Origin of the sequence: Thioclava sp. JM3, assembly GCF_002213185.1 — a bacterium.
GTDB classification, from domain to species: domain Bacteria; phylum Pseudomonadota; class Alphaproteobacteria; order Rhodobacterales; family Rhodobacteraceae; genus Thioclava; species Thioclava nitratireducens.
The window spans coordinates 130,952-149,567 of record NZ_NBOB01000003.1; the positions used below are offsets into that span (position 1 = coordinate 130,952).

General features: G+C 66.7%; 19 protein-coding genes and 1 riboswitch. Of the genes, 13 read left to right on the forward strand and 6 right to left on the reverse strand.

Annotated elements, in window-relative coordinates; translation table 11 throughout:
• Window positions 1–28 precede the first annotated feature (28 nt).
• From B6V73_RS06525 to B6V73_RS06545, 5 genes are all read left to right on the forward strand, one after another.
• Entirely contained in the window at window positions 29–1,108 is a 1,080-nt protein-coding gene (locus B6V73_RS06525; RefSeq protein WP_088724835.1) for an FAD-binding protein, read from the forward strand.
• Window positions 1,108–2,385: a glycolate oxidase subunit GlcF gene (gene glcF, locus B6V73_RS06530; RefSeq protein WP_088720135.1), complete on the forward strand. Its 1,278-nt coding sequence runs from the start codon at window positions 1,108–1,110 to the stop codon at window positions 2,383–2,385. Before B6V73_RS06525 ends, glcF begins: the two co-directional genes overlap by 1 nt.
• Before the next feature lie 69 nt (window positions 2,386–2,454).
• Window positions 2,455–3,252, forward strand: coding sequence for a S1 family peptidase (locus B6V73_RS06535; protein ID WP_088724836.1), 798 nt, complete (start codon window positions 2,455–2,457; stop codon window positions 3,250–3,252).
• A gap of 5 nt (window positions 3,253–3,257) precedes the next feature.
• The gene (locus tag B6V73_RS06540; RefSeq protein WP_240504110.1) at window positions 3,258–4,139 is read left to right on the forward strand and encodes a serine protease; all 882 of its coding nucleotides are present in this window, start codon (window positions 3,258–3,260) and stop codon (window positions 4,137–4,139) included.
• Window positions 4,140–4,291: 152 nt separating this feature from the next.
• The gene (locus B6V73_RS06545) at window positions 4,292–4,756 is read left to right on the forward strand and encodes an Hsp20 family protein (protein ID WP_075775721.1); all 465 of its coding nucleotides are present in this window, start codon (window positions 4,292–4,294) and stop codon (window positions 4,754–4,756) included.
• Between the two features lie 69 nt (window positions 4,757–4,825).
• Here B6V73_RS06545 and B6V73_RS06550 read toward each other — a convergent pair whose 3' ends face one another.
• Window positions 4,826–5,290, reverse strand: coding sequence for a hypothetical protein (locus tag B6V73_RS06550; protein WP_088724837.1), 465 nt, complete (start codon window positions 5,288–5,290; stop codon window positions 4,826–4,828).
• A gap of 98 nt (window positions 5,291–5,388) precedes the next feature.
• The gene (locus B6V73_RS06555) at window positions 5,389–5,730 is read right to left on the reverse strand and encodes a LysR family transcriptional regulator (RefSeq protein WP_233243161.1); all 342 of its coding nucleotides are present in this window, start codon (window positions 5,728–5,730) and stop codon (window positions 5,389–5,391) included.
• A gap of 152 nt (window positions 5,731–5,882) precedes the next feature.
• Between B6V73_RS06555 and B6V73_RS06560 the strand changes: the two genes are divergently transcribed.
• Genes B6V73_RS06560 through B6V73_RS06570 form a run of 3 tightly spaced genes read left to right on the forward strand, consistent with a single transcriptional unit; the run spans window position 5,883 to window position 8,795 of the window.
• Window positions 5,883–7,073, forward strand: coding sequence for an MFS transporter (locus tag B6V73_RS06560; protein ID WP_075775718.1), 1,191 nt, complete (start codon window positions 5,883–5,885; stop codon window positions 7,071–7,073).
• Window positions 7,074–7,082: 9 nt separating this feature from the next.
• On the forward strand, window positions 7,083–7,739 hold the full coding sequence (locus B6V73_RS06565; protein WP_088724838.1) for a glycosyltransferase family 29 protein: 657 nt from the start codon (window positions 7,083–7,085) through the stop codon (window positions 7,737–7,739).
• 33 nt (window positions 7,740–7,772) lie between these two features.
• Entirely contained in the window at window positions 7,773–8,795 is a 1,023-nt protein-coding gene (locus tag B6V73_RS06570; protein WP_075775716.1) for an aspartate-semialdehyde dehydrogenase, read from the forward strand.
• Between the two features lie 236 nt (window positions 8,796–9,031).
• Here B6V73_RS06570 and B6V73_RS06575 read toward each other — a convergent pair whose 3' ends face one another.
• The 3 genes from B6V73_RS06575 to B6V73_RS06585 all read right to left on the reverse strand — a co-directional run bounded on the left by B6V73_RS06575 (window position 9,032) and on the right by B6V73_RS06585 (window position 11,749).
• Window positions 9,032–9,862 (reverse strand): C40 family peptidase, encoded by an 831-nt coding sequence (locus tag B6V73_RS06575; RefSeq protein ID WP_088724839.1) that lies wholly within the window; start codon window positions 9,860–9,862, stop codon window positions 9,032–9,034.
• Window positions 9,859–11,283: a leucyl aminopeptidase family protein gene (locus tag B6V73_RS06580; protein WP_240504111.1), complete on the reverse strand. Its 1,425-nt coding sequence runs from the start codon at window positions 11,281–11,283 to the stop codon at window positions 9,859–9,861. Before B6V73_RS06580 ends, B6V73_RS06575 begins: the two co-directional genes overlap by 4 nt.
• A gap of 85 nt (window positions 11,284–11,368) precedes the next feature.
• On the reverse strand, window positions 11,369–11,749 hold the full coding sequence (locus B6V73_RS06585) for a hypothetical protein (protein ID WP_143597880.1): 381 nt from the start codon (window positions 11,747–11,749) through the stop codon (window positions 11,369–11,371).
• A 167-nt stretch (window positions 11,750–11,916) separates the two neighbouring features.
• Here B6V73_RS06585 and B6V73_RS06590 point away from each other — a divergent pair, with 167 nt between their 5' ends.
• Together B6V73_RS06590 and B6V73_RS06595 are read left to right on the forward strand one after the other, a co-directional pair.
• On the forward strand, window positions 11,917–12,567 hold the full coding sequence (locus B6V73_RS06590; protein ID WP_088722534.1) for a carbonic anhydrase: 651 nt from the start codon (window positions 11,917–11,919) through the stop codon (window positions 12,565–12,567).
• Between the two features lie 137 nt (window positions 12,568–12,704).
• Complete coding sequence (locus tag B6V73_RS06595) at window positions 12,705–13,397, forward strand: hypothetical protein (RefSeq protein ID WP_088724840.1); 693 nt, start codon at window positions 12,705–12,707, stop codon at window positions 13,395–13,397.
• A gap of 31 nt (window positions 13,398–13,428) precedes the next feature.
• On the opposite strand, the gene B6V73_RS06600 is transcribed toward B6V73_RS06595, so the two are convergent.
• Entirely contained in the window at window positions 13,429–15,030 is a 1,602-nt protein-coding gene (locus B6V73_RS06600; RefSeq protein WP_088724841.1) for a DUF4139 domain-containing protein, read from the reverse strand.
• Between the two features lie 173 nt (window positions 15,031–15,203).
• Window positions 15,204–15,310: riboswitch (TPP riboswitch) on the forward strand.
• Window positions 15,311–15,346: 36 nt separating this feature from the next.
• Here B6V73_RS06600 and thiB point away from each other — a divergent pair.
• From thiB to B6V73_RS06615, 3 genes are read left to right on the forward strand one after another with little or no spacing between them, the layout of a single operon-like run.
• On the forward strand, window positions 15,347–16,339 hold the full coding sequence (thiB, locus tag B6V73_RS06605) for a thiamine ABC transporter substrate binding subunit (RefSeq protein ID WP_088724842.1): 993 nt from the start codon (window positions 15,347–15,349) through the stop codon (window positions 16,337–16,339).
• On the forward strand, window positions 16,315–17,877 hold the full coding sequence (locus tag B6V73_RS06610) for a thiamine/thiamine pyrophosphate ABC transporter permease ThiP (RefSeq protein WP_088724843.1): 1,563 nt from the start codon (window positions 16,315–16,317) through the stop codon (window positions 17,875–17,877). The genes thiB and B6V73_RS06610 overlap by 25 nt, the downstream gene beginning before the upstream one ends.
• A complete protein-coding gene (locus B6V73_RS06615; protein WP_088724844.1) occupies window positions 17,861–18,556 on the forward strand; it encodes an ATP-binding cassette domain-containing protein in 696 nt (231 codons plus the stop codon). The genes B6V73_RS06610 and B6V73_RS06615 overlap by 17 nt, the downstream gene beginning before the upstream one ends.
• Window positions 18,557–18,616: the final 60 nt, after the last annotated feature.

Here is an 18,616-nt window from a genome sequence, read left to right on the forward strand (position 1 = left end):
TATTTTTGCCAAGAGGAAGGCAGATTTCATGAGAGTTGAAAGCGAGGCGCAGCTGGCCGAGGCCATCCGGGATGCGGGTGGCGCGCTGGCGGTGCGTGGAGGCGGCACGCGGCCGGTTGGACGTTGTCTGGGCGAGCCGCTGGAAGTCGGGATTTCGGGCATCACGCTCTATGAGCCGGGCGCGCTGACGCTGGTCGTCGGCGCCGGAACGCCCCTCGCCGAGGTGGAGGCCGCGATTGCCGCCGAGGGTCAACGTCTGCCCTTCGAACCAGCGAATTGGGGCCCGGTCCTGGGCGTGCGCGGTCAGAGCACCGTAGGCGGTGTCGTGGCGGCGAACGTCTCGGGGCCGCGCCGGGTGCAGGCCGGGGCCTGTCGCGACAGTCTGATCGGCACGCGTTTCGTCGACGGGCGCGGGCGGATCGTGAAAAACGGTGGCCGGGTGATGAAGAACGTCACCGGCTACGATCTGGTGAAGCTGATGGCGGGAAGCTGGGGCACGCTCGGCGTGATGAGCGAGGTGGCTTTCAAGCTGCTGCCCGCCGCGCCGTCTCAGGCGACGGTGGTGATCGACCTTCCGGCAGGGGCCGCGCAAGTTGCGCTGGCGGCGGCGCTTGGTTCGCCCTTCGACGTGTCCGGTGCGGGCTGGTTGCCCGGCACCGGCGCGGTGGTCCGGGTCGAAGGCCTCGCCGAATCCGTCGCCTACCGGGCGGAACAGTTGCGCAGACTGATGGAGCCGTTCGGCCCGGTTCGGGTCGAGGAAGAGGGCTCGGCCGCGATCTGGCAGAGCCTGCGCGATCTGGAGCCGTTTATCGGCAAGGACGGCGATCTGTGGCGGCTCTCGGTGAAGCCTTCGGAGGCGTCTGACATCGTGGCAAGGCTCGGCGGCGAGGTGCTGCTCGACTGGGGCGGCGGGCTGATCTGGGCGCTTCTGCCGGAAGGCAGCGATGGCCGTGCGCTGGCCTCGCCCTATACCGGCCATGCGACCTGCATGCGCGGCGTGGCGGGCGTGACCTTCGAGCCCGAACCCGCGCCGATCGCCACGCTCACGACCGCGTTGCGGGCGCAATTCGACCCCAAAGGTATTCTGAACCCCGGAAGGATGGGCTGATGCAGACGAATTTTTCGCCCGAACAGCTGAAAGATCCCGGCGTCGCGCGCTCCAACGAGATCCTGCGCGCCTGCGTCCATTGCGGGTTCTGCACTGCGACCTGCCCCTCCTATCAGGTGCTGGGCGACGAGTTGGACAGTCCGCGCGGGCGCATCTACCTGATCAAGGACATGCTGGAGAATGACCGGCCCGCGGATGAGAAGACGGTCAAGCATCTCGATCGTTGCCTGAGCTGCCTGGCCTGCATGACGACTTGCCCCTCGGGCGTGCATTACATGCATCTGATCGACCATGCGCGCGCCCATGTAGAGAAGACCTACAAGCGCCCGATGATGGACCGGCTGCTGCGCTGGACGCTGGCGAAGATCGTGCCCTATCCGGGCCGCTTCCGTCTTGCGATGGGCGGCGCGAAGTTGGCGAAGCCCTTCGCGGGGCTGCTGCCCGACAAGCGCCTGCGCGCGATGGTGGGCATGGCGCCGAAAACCATCCCGCCGGTCAGCCGCAACGATGACGCTCAGGTTTTCGCGCCTATGGGCGAGAAGAAATACCGCGTGGCGCTGCAGATCGGCTGCGCGCAGCGGGCGCTCAACACCGATATCAACGATGCGACGATCCGGCTGCTGCGGCGGTTGGGCTGTGAGGTGGTGATACCGAAGAACCTTGGCTGCTGTGGGGCGCTGTCGCATCACATGGGCCGCGAGAAAGAGAGCCATGCGCAGGCCGCGCACAATATCCGTGCCTATCTGAGCGAGGGCGATCTGGATGCGGTGATCATCAATACGTCGGGCTGCGGCACTACGGTGAAGGATTACGGGCATATCTTCCGCAACGATCCGATCGCCGAGGATGCGGCGAAGGTGGCTGGGCTCGCCTGCGACATCTCGGAATTCCTCGTGAAGATCGGTCTCCCCGAGGGCAAGGGCGGGATGCGAGTCGCCTATCACGCGGCCTGTTCGCTCCAGCACGGTCAGCAGATCAAATCCGCGCCGAAGGATCTTCTGAAACGCGCCGGCTTCGAGGTGGTCGAGCCTGCCGATAGCCATCTGTGCTGCGGCTCGGCGGGCACCTACAACCTGCTGCAGCCGGAGATTTCCGACGAGCTTAAGAAGCGCAAGGTGGCGACGCTCGAGGCGAAGCAGCCGGAGGTGATCGCGGCGGGCAATATCGGTTGCATGGTGCAGATCGGCGGCGGCACGGAGGTGCCCGTTGTCCACACTGTCGAACTTTTGGATTGGGCCACGGGCGGGCCGAAGCCACCCGCGCTTGCGCAAGCGTGATCCGCGCCACAATCTGGCCGCATCGGGGCGCTAAGCAGGACGAAACGCCCCGCAATCTTCGGAGCCCCGATGCGCCTTCTTGCTCTCGCTCTTGCCTGTCTGACCGCCGTTCCTGTGCTTGCGCGGGCCGAGACGATCACCCATGCGACGCCCTTGCGCGCGCTGGAAACCGGCGACGATACGCGCGGCTGGCAGGCGGTCGGGCGGCTCGATCTGGGTCATGGCAGCTTTTGCACCGGCACGCTGATCGCGCCTGATCTGGTGCTGACGGCGGGGCATTGCCTCTATGACAAGCGCAGCGGTGCGCTGATAGACGCGCGGGAGATCGAGTTCCTCGCGGGTTGGCGCAACGGCCGCGCCGAAGCCTATCGCAAGGTGTCGCGCGCGGTGCTGCATCCCTCCTATCACTACGGCGGGCCGGTCGGCGTGAAGCGTTCGGAATTCGATCTGGCGCTGATCAAGCTCGCCCAGCCGATCCGCCTGCCACAGCTTCAGCCCTTCGAAGTGTCGCGCAGCGCGCCTTATCGTGGCGAGGAAGTCGGCGTGCTCTCCTATGCGCAGGGCCGCTCGGAGGCACCGTCGCTGCAACGAAACTGCTCGGTGCTGGAGCGCGCAGGCGCGACGGTCGTGATGAGTTGCTCGGCCGATTTCGGGGCCTCGGGCTCGCCGGTCTTCAGCTTCGCCAACGGCCGCCCCGAGATCGTCTCGGTGGTCTCAGCCAAGGCCGAGATGGGCACGCGCCCGGTCTCGATCGGGGCGCTGGCCATTGGGGTCGCCGATCTGCGGCAGGCCATCGAGAGCCGCGACAACGTCGCCACTACCCGCGAAATTCGCGCGGGCGGGGCCAAGTTCATCAAGGCGAACTGAGCGCGATGGGCGTGAAGCGGGTCATCTTCGGCGTGATCGCTCTGGCACTTCTTGGCGGCATGGGCGAGGCGCAGGAGGCGCGCAACTCCGCGCTCGACCGCCTGTCGCAACGCGCGGATCTCTTCGGCTGGGAGGCGGTGGGCAAGGTCACCATCGGGGCCGAGGGCTATTGCACCGGCGTGCTGATCGCACCCGATCTGGTGCTGACCGCTGGCCATTGCATCTTCGACCGACGCGCGCAGGGGCCGCGCGATCCCGCGACGCTGGGTTTTGCAGCCGCGCAAACCGACGGGGCGGAGGTGGCCGCGCGCCCGGTCGTCGCGATGGTCGCCGATCCGGACTATAACCCGTTCGTGCCGCTCTCGATCGACACCGTGCGCCACGACGTCGCGCTTTTACAGCTCTCCGCGCCGATCCCGACGTCGATCGCCGCGCCTTTTCGCGTCGGCGACGTGCCCGCCGCAGGGGCGGAAGTGTCGGTGGTATCTTATGCGCAGGGCCGGGCCGATGCGCTGTCGTGGCAAAAGGCCTGCCGCGTGTTCGGGCGGGCGAAGGGGCTGATCGGCTTCGATTGCGATGTCGATCACGGCTCCTCGGGTGCGCCGGTTTTCGACCGCTCGGGGCTTGCTGCTGGCGGGCGGGCGCAGATCGTGTCGCTGGTTTCCTCGGGCTCGCGCAGGAATGGCGTCTCGCGCGCCTATGGGATGGAATTGCCCGCGATCGTCGCGCAGTTGAAATCCGCGCTGCGCAGCGGGCGCGGCGTGATCCGCGCCGCCTCCCCCAGCGTCTCCGCCGCGCCGCAGATCCGTCGCACGGAGCCCGGGCAGGGCCAGCCGCGTATACTGTCAGGCGGGGGCACAACCGGCGCGAAATTCCTGCGTCCCTAAGGGCTTGGCCCGAAGCGGCGCCCCTCTTGAAACGTCGCGAGAGATTTCCCAAATTTATGAGTGCCGGAATGCCTGATGAGGGTTCTGGCGCCTAACTGCCCGGCCCCGCAAGGGGCGGGTTTCATAACCATCGCTCAAGAGAGGATGATGATATGCGAAGCTTTGATCTTTCGCCCCTTTACCGCGCCACCGTGGGCTTCGACCGCGTGGCTGATCTGATGGACCGTGCGCTGACCAGCGATCTCGCGCAGCCGACCTATCCGCCCTACAATATCGAGAAGACCGACGAGAATGCCTATCGCATCTCGATCGCCGTCGCGGGCTTCGGTTCGGATGAGCTGAGTGTCGAACTCAGAGAGGGCGCGCTGATCGTGACCGGTCGCAAGGCCGAGGACGATTCCGGTCGCACCTATCTGCATCGTGGCATCGCGACCCGTGCCTTCGAGCGCCGCTTCGCGCTGGCCGATCATGTCAAGGTCACCGGAGCCACCCATGAGGATGGGATGCTCCACCTCGATCTCGTCCGTGAAGTGCCCGAGGCGCTGAAACCGCGGCGGATCGAGATTGCGGGCCCGACCAAGTCCGAGGCCAAGCAGGTCGAGACGGTCGACGCCTGAGGCATCTGCCATCGTTGAAAAATGACGGGCGCGGGGGGAGACTCCCGCGCTTTTTGCTGTCCGGGATCGTCAGGGTGGAGTGAGGTCCTCGCCACCGCGCCTGAACACCATCACATGGTCGCCGCTGCCGGTGAAAGTAACGGTCGAACCATCAACCTGCGCCTGCTTCATGTCGAAGAACAGCTGCGCGAGGCCCGCATCGGCCTTGAACTCCGGCGTCTCCTGCTCGCAGGCGAACGTGGGCGAGGCCGAGGTCGGTCGGATGCCCAATGCGGGGTAGGGGGCGAACATCACCCCGGTCACGCAAAGGCAATGCCCGCAGACGGCGAAGCGCGAATTCTCCCCGATATAAAAGCGGATCGCGCGGGTGGGTGCCTTGCCGTCCACCGTCGCGAGGTCATAGGCGCGCCGGGTCTCCACCTTGGCGGCAAGCGTCTGGGCGTCCGAGACACCGCCCGGCATACAGGCCGCGAGCGCGGCTGCGAGACCAAGGGCGGTAACGCGCGCGGCGGTCTTCGTCGAAAAATCGCTCATGGTTCTGGTCCGTGACTGGGCCGTTTCCGGCAGCTCTCAGCAGGATGCGCGGACTGAGGACCCATCCACATTGATCCGGCGCAAGGCCCGCCGCGGCCTCAATCAGCGACCATTGCGCCGATCAGCGCGATCTCCTCGGCGCCAGCGTCGCGGGCTTTCTGTTCCAACCGGCGGTAGGCTGCGAGGACCGCTTCGCCCTCGGGGGTGAGCGAGGCGCCACCACCCTTCGCGCCGCCGCGCGAGCGATCGACCAACGGTTCCTTGAATCCGGCGTTCATCTCTTCGACGAGCGACCAAGCGCGTTTGTAGCTCATCTTCATCGCGCGGCCCGCCGCCGAGATCGAGCCGTGTTCGGCGATCTCTTCGAGCAGCCGGACCTTGCCGGGGCCCAGCATCGCCTTGTCGAAATAGAGGCGCATCATCAGGCGGGTCAGTTCCATTCTGGCATCTCTCGGGCTCGTCACGTCGTGCGGCGTTTATCCTGAGCCTGTGCCCGGGCCAAGACAAGGGGGCGGAGGCGCGAATGCACAGGGGTATGTGCTCTTGCCATTGCCCGCGCCTTGGGCGAGCGTGCGCGCGAAGGAGCCCCCGCATGTATATCTCGATCGCCTCGCTTGTGGGCGCCTATCTTCTGAGCCAGTTCTACCGCACCTGCTTGGCCGTTCTGACGCCCGTTCTGGGCAAGGAGATCGGCGTGACGCCGGGCGATCTCGCCGTGTCGCTGGGGCTTTGGTACGGGGCGTTTGCGCTGATCCAGATCCCGATCGGCGAGGCGCTGGACCGGATCGGGCCGCGCCGCACCGTGGGCGTGCTGATGGCGCTTGGCGGGGGTGGGGGCGCCGCCGTCTTCGCTATGGCGCAGGGGCCGATGGGCATTCACATCGCGATGATCCTGATCGGGGCGGGCTGTGCGCCTGTGCTGGTGGGCAGCTATTTCATCTTCGCACGCAGTTTCAAGCCGGCGCTGTTCGGCACGCTCGCGGCCTCGATGATCGGGGCGGGGAGCCTTGGCAATCTCGCGGGCGCGGCCCCGCTGGCGGCCTCCATCGAGGCCTTCGGCTGGCGTCCGACGCTTTGGGCGCTCTCGGCGCTGACGCTGCTGGTGGCGGCGCTGATCCTGTGGCTCGCGCGCGATCCCGAGCGGGTGGAGCAGCCCGCAGGCCGCCGAGGCACCGCGCTCGACGTGCTGCGTCTGCCGGGCTTCTGGGTGCTGCTGCCGCTGACGGTCGCGAATTACACCGCCGCTGCCGGGATTCGTGGCGTCTGGGCGGGCTCCTATCTGGCTGATGTCTTCGGAGCGGATGCGAATCTGATCGGCCGGGTGACGCTGGTGATGGGCCTCGCGATGATCGCGGGCAATTTCGCCTACGGGCCGGCGGACAAGATTTTCGGCAGCCACAAGCGCGTCGCGCTTTACGGTAATGCGGTGCTGGCCGTGGCCTTGGCGATGCTCTTCGTGTTGCCGGGACAGTCGCTGTGGCTGGCGACGGTTCTACTGGCCGCGATCGGCTTCTTCGGCGCGTCCTTCCCGGTGATCATGGCGCATGGCCGCACCTTCTATCCGCCGCATCTGACGGGGCGGGGGGTGACGCTGCACAACATGTTCTCGATCATGGGCGTGGCTGGGATGCAATTCGCCTCGCGGCCCGTTTTCGATGCGGTATCGGTGGGGCACACGCCCGCCGTGGCCTATGGGCTGCTGTTCGCGTTCTTCCTTGCACCGCTGGTGATCGGGCTGGCGTTCTACGTTTTCGCCCGCGACAGCGGCGATGGCTTGAGCTAAACCCGTCGCATGACCCGGCTCGGATTTCTGATCAGTCGAACGTTGCGGCGCGAGGCCTCGCTTGCCGCGCTCTCCGTCTCGCAAAAGGCGTTGCTGGACGACCTTGCCGGCAAAACCGTCGCGCTCGTCGGCAATGCCCGCGCGCTGGCCGAGGGACAGGCGGGGGCGGAGATCGACGCGCATGACGTGGTGATCCGGATCAACCGCGCCCCGATGCCGTCGGCGCAGAGCCACGGCAAGCGCACCGACTGGCTGGCGCTCGCGACCTCGCTGCCCGAAGCCGAGCGCGCCCGCATCGCGCCGTCACGCATCCTTTGGATGAGCCACAAGCGCAAGCGGCTGGACTGGAAAACGGCGACCGGCCCCGGTTTCTACCTGCATCCGCTCAACGATTACGAGGGGCTGAAAGCCAAGCTTGGCGCGCAGCCCACGACCGGAGCGATGCTGATCGACATGCTCGCGCGCTCTGATCTGGCGCGGCTCGATCTATACGGGTTCGATTTCTTCGCCTCGCTATCTCTGTCGGGGCGGCGCTCGGCCGACAAGGTGCCCCATGATTTCGTCGCGGAAGCGGAGATGGTCGGCGGGCTTCTTGCCTCCGATCCGCGCATCATTCGGAACGGACTGCGCGTCGAGCCCCTTTCATTTCCTGACGTAAAGCGGTAGTAAGCCGCGTTCTATTGGAGCAAGGAGGTCCTCATGGGCTATAAAGTCGTCGTTGCGGGCGCCACGGGGAACGTGGGCCGCGAAATGCTGAACATCCTGGCCGAGCGTCAGTTCCCGGTCGATGAACTGGTGCCGCTCGCGTCGCGCCGGAGCCTCGGCACAGAGGTCAGCTTTGGCGATCAGACCCTGAAGACCAAAGACATCGAAGGGTTCGACTTCACGGGTTATGACATCGCGCTCTTCGCGATCGGCTCGGACGCCACGAAGAAATACGCGCCGATCGCCGCCAAGCAGGGCTGTATCGTGATCGATAACTCGTCGCTCTACCGCTACGACCCGGACGTGCCGCTGGTCGTGCCGGAGGTGAACCCGGAAGCCGTGGACGGTTACGCGAAGAAGAACATCATCGCGAACCCGAACTGTTCGACCGCGCAGATGGTCGTGGCGCTCAAGCCGCTGCATGACCGCGCCAAGATCAAGCGCGTCGTGGTCTCGACCTACCAGTCGGTGTCGGGCTCGGGCAAAGAGGCGATCGACGAGCTTTGGGACCAGACCAAAGGCATGTATGTGCCGGGTCAGGAAGTGGAGCCGAAGGTCTACCCCAAGCAGATCGCGTTCAACGTGATCCCGCATATCGACGTGTTCCTCGATGACGGGTCCACCAAGGAAGAGTGGAAGATGGTCGCCGAGACGAAGAAGATCGTCGATCCTGCGATCAAGCTGACCGCGACCTGCGTGCGCGTGCCGGTCTTCGTGGGCCACTCGGAGGCGATCAACATCGAGTTCGAAGAGTTCCTCGACGAGGACGAAGCGCGTGACATCCTGCGTGAGGCGCCCGGCATCATGGTCGTCGACAAGCGCGAAGATGGCGGCTACATCACCCCCGTCGAATGCGTCGGCGATTTCGCCACCTTCATCTCGCGCATCCGTCAGGACTCGACCATCGAGAACGGCCTGAACATCTGGTGCGTGTCGGACAACCTGCGCAAGGGCGCGGCCCTGAACGCGGTGCAGATCGCCGAGACGCTGGGCAAGCGCGTGCTCAAGAAGGGCTGAGCGTTCGGCCTTATTTGAATTGGGAAACGCCCGGTCGGAAGATCGGGCGTTTTTCGTTTGGGGCAAAGCGATGAGGGACGCGCCCGAGCCTCGGGCGGGCGCTTTGCTCCGTCTGTGGCTGGGCGCTTTATCTCGCAAGCCCGAATGTCGCTTGTGCCCGCGAGGCCATCGCCAATGCGCCCTCCCGGGGGGAGGGTCGGGCACGGCCCGGGTTGGTCGCCCCGCGCCAGGAAGATCTACCGCACGACCCGCTTAACCCCGAGATACGGCCCTTCGCCCGCTGCCGCGATACGTGCCTTGGCGGCCTCGATGCTCTCACAGGCCACGCTCATCGTTTTGCCGTTGGCATGGATCATCGTCTCGCCATCGCAGGCGAGCGCGACATGGCCTTTCCAGAACAGCAGGTCACCACGTCGCAGGGGCGCACCTTCGGGCACGGTCTCGCCCATCTCCGCCCATTGAAGATCGCTGTCGCCCGGCACGGATTGCCCGCACAGCGCGAAGCCGATCTGCACCAGACCCGAGCAGTCGATCCCCGCGCGGCTGTTGCCGCCCCAGAGATAGGGCGTGCCCAGCAGTCGCTCGGCCACCGCGAGGGGATCGTCCCCGGGCCGATCGAGCGCGCGCAGATGCTGCCGCGGAACGAAGCCCTCGGCGGTCACCGCGAACATGCCGGTTTCCCCCGTCACCGCCAGCCGCGCGCCCATCGAGAGCTGCATCACTTCGCCGCGCTTGATCGCCGCCTCGCGATAGACATGCGTGGCGGGCGCGGTGACGACATGCGTGGCGGGCTCGGGCGTGGCGAAGGCGTCAGCGGCAATCCAACCGCAATAGCCGTCCCATGCCGCCTGCACGAAGGCGAAGCCGTCGCGCTGATCGATCACCGTCACCTCGGCTCCGAAAAGAAGCTGTCGGTCGCGCAGGCTGCCGGGCTCGGGGCAGAGATCGGTCACGGGTACGATGATCCGCGCGGGCATCCCGTGGGTGAAACCCTCGGCCTCGACCTGTCCTCGCAGCGCCTCCAGCGCGAAAGCACCCGAAAAGGGCAGGCGGCGACGGTCGGTCATTTCAGCAACTCGGGCAGAGCCGCGAAGATCGCCCGCGCGCCTTGACCGACGCCGCCTTTCGGCCGGGCGGGGGCGGCGGCGGGCTGCCAGCCGTAGATGTCGAAATGGGCGAAGCGCTTGGTCTCGGTCACGAAGCGGCGCAAGAAGAGTGCCGCGGTGATAGAGCCCGCCATGCCGCCCGAGGGCGCGTTATCCAGATCGGCTATGCCGGGTTCGATCTTCGCCTCGTAGGGCGCCCAGAACGGCATCCGCCAGAGCGGATCGGCCACCGCCCCCGAGGCCTTCGCCAAAGCCTGCGCGACGCCCTCGTCATCGGTGTAGAACGGGTGAATGTCCGGCCCAAGTGCGACCCGCGCAGCCCCCGTCAACGTTGCCATGCAGACCATCAGGTCAGGTGGGGTTTCATCGGCATAGGCCAGCGCATCGGCCAGCACCAGCCGTCCCTCGGCATCGGTATTGTTGATCTCGACGGTCAGCCCCTTGCGGCTGGTCAGGATGTCGCCGGGGCGGAAACTGTCGCCGCCGACCGAGTTCTCGACCGCCGGGACCAGCACCCGCAGGCGCATCTTCGCGCCGGTCGCCATGATCATATGCGCGAGCCCCATTACGGTGGCCGAGCCGCCCATATCCTTCTTCATAAGCCCCATCGAGGCGCCGGGCTTCAGGTTCAGCCCCCCGGTGTCGAAACAGACGCCTTTGCCGACCAGCGTCAACGCCGGCCCTTCGCTGCCCCAACTCAACTCGATCAGCCGCGGCGTGCGCGGCGAGGCGCGGCCGACGGCGTGGATCATAGGGAAGTTCTGCGTCAGAAGGTCGTCGCCCTTCACGACCTTGACCTCAGCGCCGTGGCGGTCGGCCAGCAGGCGCGCCGCGCCCTCCAGTTCCTCCGGTCCCATGTCGGAGGCGGGGGTGTTGATCAGGTCACGAGTAAAAGCCTCGCCCTCGGCGACGGCCTCGATCTGCGCAGCATCCATCCCGTCCGGGCAAACCAGCCGCGCTTTCGGCGCTGCGGCTTCGGCGTAGCGGTCGAACCGATAACCTGCGAGCAGCCAGCCGAGCGCCGTCTCTGCCTTCAAAGATTCCGGCAAATCGCCCTCGATCCGCCACGCGCCTTCGGGAAGGGTCGACGCCGCGCGCGCCAGCGAGAACCGCTCTCTTGCCCGTGCCGCCGCGGTCCCGAGGCCCAGCAGCGCCGCCTCCGCGCCGTCCGCCCCCGGCAGAAGTGCGACCTGGCCCGCCTTCGCCTTGAACCCCGTTGCCTCGACGAAGGCGCGCTGCGCGGGCGGCAGATCGGCCAGGGCCTGCTCCATATCCTCGGGCGCGACGGCGATCAGTGCGCGGGCAGGCGCGTCGGCTTCGGCGAAGCGCATTGCCGGGCGCGGGGCGAGAAAGGAAAAATCTGCGGGTGCGTCTGCGCTCATGGGGGCGGCTCCTTGGCTCTGGTGGTTTCTTCGCCCCAGAGCCTAGCGCCGCGGCGCCTGCCCGCAAGGCCCGATTGCGCGCACTTCAGGAGGACAGGCCGCCGATGTCCCAGACCTCGGTAAGAGATCGTTCCGCGATCCGGCCCAGCCGCGCCATTACCGCCGCCTGCGCCACCGCATCGCCGGTCGCGATACACTCGGACAGGTCGCGGGCGGTGCGCACCATCGACACCAGACCCACATGTTCCGAGAGGTCGATCACCTTGACGATTGCGCACCGCATCTTGGCGCGTTGGCGCGATTTCGCGGCTTCTTCCAAGGCGGCGAGTTGCACGGCGAGATCCTCGACCGTGGCGCAGATGACCCGCTCCGCATCGACCTGTCCCAGCTCCACGTAGAGCACCGATAGCCGCGTCGTATCCAGCGACATCCGTTCCTTGCAACGCAAACGAGACACCTGTGTCACCACGACACTCCCCTTTGATTTCGCCATCACCCGGGCGGCAATATGGCCGACAGGTCTCAAGATTTCATTGAGCGACGCGGAGAAACCTCTCGTAACCCGGCCTGCATCGCGGTATTTGACGCTGCGATAAGACGCGAGACACCAGACCCAAAAACACCGGGGGACCGATGAGAGAGCATGTGAAGCCGCTGCCGAGCTACCTTGTGAACCGTTATCAGGGATGGCACGCGACTGCGTATGACGAGAACCGCGCCTGGTATCGCCGTCTCGCCTCCGAAGGGCAGCGTCCGCGCTCGATGATCATCGCCTGCTGCGACAGTCGCGTGCATGTCACCTCGATGTTCGGTGCCGATCAGGGTGAGTTCTTCATCCACCGCAATATCGCGAACCTCGTGCCGGAATTCACGCCCGATGGCGATCACCATGGCACGTCGGCGGCGGTCGAATATGCCGTGACCAGCCTGAAGGTCGCGCATCTGATCGTGTTGGGCCACAGCAATTGCGGCGGCATCGCGGGCTGCCACGCGATGTGTTCGGGGCATGCGCCGGAACTGGAGGAGAAAAGCTCTTTCGTCGGCACCTGGCTGAACCTTCTGCGTCCCGGCTACGAGCGCGTCACCGACCTGCCCGAGGATCAGCAGGTGCTGGCGCTCGAGCGTGAGGCCGTGAAAGTCAGCCTCGAGAACCTGATGACTTTCCCCTTCGTGCGCGAGGCGCTCGACGCCGATCGGATGACGCTGCACGGGCTGCGCCACGACATCGGCGAGGGTACGCTCGAGCAATACGTCTCCGGCTCGGATCGGTTCGAGAGGCTCTGAGGCTCTGCAAATTCGTTGACCCCCTTCGCGAGGTCGATTGCTCCGCCTTGGGGAAAACCAATTGGCATTCACGGGCTGTTAAGCTTGATGCGCGAGGCTGCGGGTACCCCGCCCACGCCAACGAGCTTTGACCCGACATGTCACCTGCATCCCGACCGCATTGCCAGCATCGTCTCGTCTCCCTGCGGCTGCCGCTCGATATGATCGATCGCATTGCGGCGGAGGCGCGCGCGTTCGGCCTGCCTCCGGCAGAGCTGATCCGGCGCGTCCTGCAGGAGGGGCTGGCGGAGGAGCCAACCTCCGCCCTCCACACCACGAAAGAGCCGCTGCCGGAAATGGCGGCGGTGCAAGCGGCGCTGGATCAGGCGCGCGATTGGTTCGATCTGCAACATCGGCTGCGGGATGCGGGCTTCGTGCTGCGGCTTGCGGGCGGGGGCGCGCTGGCTCTGCATGCCTGGCCGACGAACCGCTTCCTGTTGCTGCTCGACGAGATCGGGCCGAGCATGACGGAGTTGGTGCTGCGCTTCGCCGCGCCGTTTCCGGGGGATGATGGCGGGCGCACCAAGATCGTCGGCGCGAGGTCTGGGCAGGGCGCGGCGGAAACGGTGACGGCACAGGCCGCCGCCGCCGAGTATGCCGCGGCGCAGGCGGCGGGGGCGCAAGCCGTGCCGGAGGAGAAGGCGGCCAAGGCGACCGAAAAGACCGGCGGTGCAGAGACACAGCCCCCCGAGGCGGCGAAGGCCGAACCGCCCGCGCGCGGGTTCCTGCGCCTGTCGCCAGCGTTGCTCGCGAAACTGCGGGCTGCGGCGAACCCGCGAAACGCAGCCTGATCGCGCGCGGAGGCCTTTGCGTTACGCTGACCTAGCGCAGCACCTTGTCGGTGGGCCAACTCAGCGTGGTCTCGGTGCGGATCGTCTTGGTCTCGTCCGCGCCCAGATCGAAGCGCCATGCGAGCACGCCGCGGCGATGGTCGTAATCGGTCTCGCTCGCGGGCGGGGTCGCCTTGGTGGTGATTTTCAGGTCTTCCTGTTCGGAATAGGGTACCCGGTCGATCACCCGCATCGGCCAGCCTTTGTCCGTCAGGTTCTTCACCTCGATCTCGACGACTTCGCGGCGCTCGTTCGACTTGGAAATGAAGCCGCTATCGCCCTCCATCGTGTCGGGCATGCGGCGGTCCACGCGAATGCCCTCGATCGGCCCGAAGCCCAGCGTCAGGTCATCCCCTGCCGCCACCATCGGCAGATGCGACTGGCCGACCAGCGCGCCATCGGCATAGAGGTTCGCGGGGCCGGGCAACAGGATCTCGCCGGTCTCGTTCTTGCCCTCGGCCACGCGATAGGCCTGCGGATCGGTCAGCGGGGCGGCTTCGGCGAAGACCTCCATCGGGAGGGTCTTGGAATCGAGGCTCAGGCGGAGATCGTCGACCCCGTCGCGCAGATCGACCGCGCTCGGGTAATGGTAGGTCACCGTTTCGCCCTGCATCTGAAGATCGGCGCGGTCGCTGATCGCTGCTTCCGCCATCGGCGCGGCGGCGCCATCCGATGCCGCGAGGGAGCGCTTCATCGGCACCGGTGCGGGCGGCGCATCCGGGTCGCCGATGTGCGCGAGGCGCGGATAGACTTCGCCCGGCTCTGCGCGCCCACCGGGGCGAGCGGTCGAGAGCGTCAGGTCGACGTTACGCCAGTCCTCGCCGGTGGCCTGATGGACCGAGACGAAGCGCTCCATATCCACCGCGCCCTTGTCGCGGTCCAGCCGCAGATCATAGGAGGGCTGCCACCCGGCATTGTTAACGTAAGAGGTGATCGTCAGCGTGCCCGAGCCCTGCACCTTCGCGCTGAGCATCTCTCGATCTTTCGCCGGGTTCAGCAGCGCATCGAGCGCCGCTCGCGCCTGCTTCACCGCCTCTTTCGCGGGGTCGAGCGCGGCTTCCGCGCGGCGCGCTTCCGCTTCGGCGGCGATTGCGCGTTCGGTGGCCGAGAGAATCTGATCCTCCACCATCTGCGCCAGCGCGCGCAGCTGTTCGGGCGCGGTGACCTGCGAGTCGGTGTTCTTGAGATATGTGATCTGGTCGCGCGCGGCCTGCGCCTTGGCGCGGATCACGGCCACCGCGTCTTCCTTTTCCGCAAGGGCTTCCTTTGCAGAGGCCAGCCGGTCACGCGCAGCCTTCACCGCCGCGCTTTCGGTTCCGCTGGTCGCCGGCGCGCGCCCTGAGATCAGGCTCACCGCGCCGATCTGCACACCGTCACCCGACACCCGCAGCGTCGAGATGTCGGTGCCTTCGGGAAACCCCGGAACCAGCAGGTCATGGCTGCCCTCGGGCGCCTTCACCTCCACCTGCCGCACCACCTGCGCGCCCTGCGGAAAGAGCGTCACGGCCGTGATCTTGCCCGGCGCCTCGATCGTGTCGGCCAAGGCGGGCAGGGCGGTCGCGGCCATAAGGGCCGCCGTCAGGGTAATGCGCATCGGTTCCTCCCAAATCCGTTCCGGATCGAGCCTGCGTCGCCCCGCGCGCAGTTGCAAGCCATTGAAATCCGGCGCGGGTCGTCACTGGCGGGAACTCGCCAGAGCGTCCGGGCGCGGATCAGGGGCGCGGTGCCTACTTGCCCTTGCGTCCGAAGCCCCGCGCGCTTAGGTTGCGCCCTACCTCGGGGTGCCAGCGCAAGGCTGGCTGAGATGCGATCCGCGCGAACCCGTTGAACCTGAACCGGTTAAGACCGGCGGAGGGAAGGTAGCCGGATAGTCCGGCCCCACTCCGCCCGGCAAGCCCAAGGAGTGAGGCATGAAAACCCACCTGATGCTTGCGGGAGCCCTGAGCCTGATCGCCACGATGGCGGCGGCCGAGGACAAGCCCGTGCTCACCGTCTATGCGCCTGATTATTTCACGAGCGAATGGGGCCCCGGCCCCGCGATCGAGAAGGGGTTCGAGGCGACCTGCGATTGCGATCTGAAATTCGTGGCGGGCGACGTGCTGCCGCGCATCCTGCTCGAAGGTGACAAGACCTCCGCCGATGTCGCGATCGGTCTGAACACCGACGTGACCGCGAAGGCGCGCGCCAGCGGCCTGTTCGCCCCGCATAACGAAGACACCTCCGACCTGACCATGCCGGTCAAGTGGAACGATCCGATCTTCCTGCCTTTCGACTGGTCTGAACTGGCCTTCGTCTATGACAAGACCAAGCTGAAGAACCCGCCCACGAGCTTCCAGAATCTGCTGGATGCGCCCGACGACGCCTACAAGATCGTCATCGAGGATCCGCGCAGTTCGGTCGCGGGTCTGTCGTTGTTGCTCTGGGTGAAGGACATCTATGGCGACAAGGCCGAAGAGGCGTGGACGAAAATCGCGCCCAAGGTGCTGACCGTGACGCCGGGCTGGTCGGAGGCCTACGGCATGTTCACCGATGGCGAGGCGGATATGGTACTGAGCTATGTCACCTCGCCCGCCTATCACATCATGGCCGAGGACGACGACTCCAAGGCCGCCGCGATCTTCCCCGAGGGGCATTACTTCACCCCCGAACTGGTCGCGCAGCTCAAGACCTCGAAACATCCCGAGCTGGCGCAGAAATTCATGGATTACGTGCTCAGCCCCGATTTCCAAGGCATGATCGCGACGGCGAACTGGTCCTTCCCGGCGAAACTGCCCCACGATCAGCTGCCGGAAGTGTTCCAGAAACTCCCGATGCCCGACAAGACGCTCTATCTGGGTGAGACCGAGGCCGAGAAACTGCGCGGTCCGGCGCTGGAAGAATGGCAACGCGCCTTCTCCAGATAAGAGGCACGCCCATCTGGGCGGTGCTGGCGGGTGCGGCTTTGGCCGCGCTTGTCCTTGGCACTTTGGCGGCAGTGGCGCTCCGGGCAGGCGGGCTGACCGGCTTGCGCGAAACCGATCTCGCCGCGATCCGCTTCACGCTCTGGCAGGCGGCGGCCTCGGCGCTGATCTCCTGCGCGCTGGCGGTGCCGGTCGCCCGTGCGCTGCATCGCCGCCGCTTCGCCGGGCGCGGACTGCTGATTTCGCTCCTGGGGGCTCCCTTCATCCTGCCGGTGATCGTCGCGGTCTTCGGGCTGATCGCGGTCTTCGGGCGGCGCGGGCTGGTCAATGCGGCCCTCGCCCCGCTCGGCATCGATCCGATTTCGATCTACGGCGCGCAGGGCGTCATCGTGGCCCATGTTTTCTTCAACCTGCCGCTTGCGACCCGGATGATCCTGCACGGCTGGGAGGCGATCCCGGCCGAGCGGTTTCGCCTTGCCGCGACCCTCGGCTTCGGCCCTGCGGAGGTCACGCGTCACCTCGAACGTCCGATGCTGCGCAGCGTGCTGCCCGGAGCGTTCCTTGCGATCTTCCTCGTCTGCCTGACGTCCTTCGCGGTGGCCCTGACCCTTGGCGGCGGGCCGCGCGCGACCACGGTGGAGCTGGCGATCTATCAGGCCTTCCGCTTCGATTTCGACATGGGCCGCGCGGCGAGCCTTGCGCTGGTGCAGGTCGCGATCTCGGTCGCGGCGCTGCTGATCGCGGCGCGCGCCACCCTGCCGTCGAGTTTCGGCGCGGGGCATGACCGCCGCGCCGCGCCGATCCCGCAGCTGTCCGGCGGGATAGGGCGTGCGCTCTTCGACGCGCTCGCGATCGGGCTCGCAAGCGCCTTCCTGCTGCTTCCCATCGGCACCGTTTTCGCCCGGGGCATCCCGGCGGTGGCCAACCTGCCCGAGATGGTCTGGCCCGCGACGCTGACCTCTTTGGTGATCGCGCTGCTCTCCACGGTTGTGACGCTCGCCATCGCCCTGCCGCTCGCACTGGTGGCGACCCGGCAGCGCTGGGCGGAGATCGCGGCGATGCTGCCGATGACAGCGTCGAGCCTCGTGATGGGCACCGGCGCCTTCCTGATCGCGCGGCCCTTCGTGAACCCGACGAGCCTCGCGCTGCCAATGGTGCTGCTGACCAACGCCGCGCTATCGGTGCCTTTTGCTACCCGCATCCTGATGCCCGAGATCCGCACGCTGCAGGCCGATTACGACCGGCTCGCCGCCTCGCTCGGGCTGCGCGGCATTGCCCGGCTTCGTCTGCTGACGGTTCCGCGCCTTGCCCGGCCGCTGGGGTTCTCGGCGGGGCTGGCCGCGGCCTTCTCGATGGGCGATCTGGGCGTCATCACGCTGTTCTCGGATGGCCAGACCCGCACCCTTCCGCTGGCGCTTTTCCAGCTCATGGGCTCTTATCGCTTGGATCAGGCGGCGGGCGCTGCGAGCCTGCTGCTGATCCTCACTTTCGCGCTCTTCTGGGCGCTCGACCGCGCGGGGCATTATGCTGACCCTCGATAAGCTTCTGATCGAACAGGGCGATTTCCGCCTCGAAGCCGATTTCACGATCCCGGCCGGCGCGCGGGTCGCGCTGATTGGCCCCTCGGGGGCGGGCAAGTCGACGCTGCTCTCGGTACTTGCGGGGTTTCTTGGGCCGACCCGGGGGCGGGTGCTCTGGTGCGGCGAGGACATCACCGCGGCGCCCCCCGGCGAGCGTCCGCTCTCGATCCTGTTTCAGGATCAGAACCTCTTCCCGCATCTGCGGCTGGAGACCAACCTCGCGCTTGGCTTGAACCCGAAAGGCAAGATCGACGCCACCGATCGCGCCCGGATCGAGACGGCGCTGGCGCGTGTGGGCCTTGAGGGGATGGAGAGGCGCAAACCCGGCGCACTGTCGGGCGGGCAGCAAAGCCGCGCAGGCCTGGCGCGGACGTTGCTCCGCGGTCGCCCGATCCTGCTGCTGGATGAGCCCTTCGCAGCCCTTGGTCCGGCGCTGAAATCCGAGATGCTGGCTCTGGTGGCCGAGATCGCCCGCGAACAGGGCACGACGGTCCTGATGGTCAGCCACGATCCCGAGGATGCGCGTGCGCTCTGCCCGCAGACGGTTCTGGTGGCCGAGGGCCGCGCCCATGCGCCGCAAGCGACCGGGCCGCTTCTCGACGATCCGCCGCCCGCGCTACGGGACTATCTAGGAGAGTAGGGGCTCTGCCCCTCTTCGCTGGCGCGAATTCACCCGGGGATATTTGAACAAGCCCGAAAC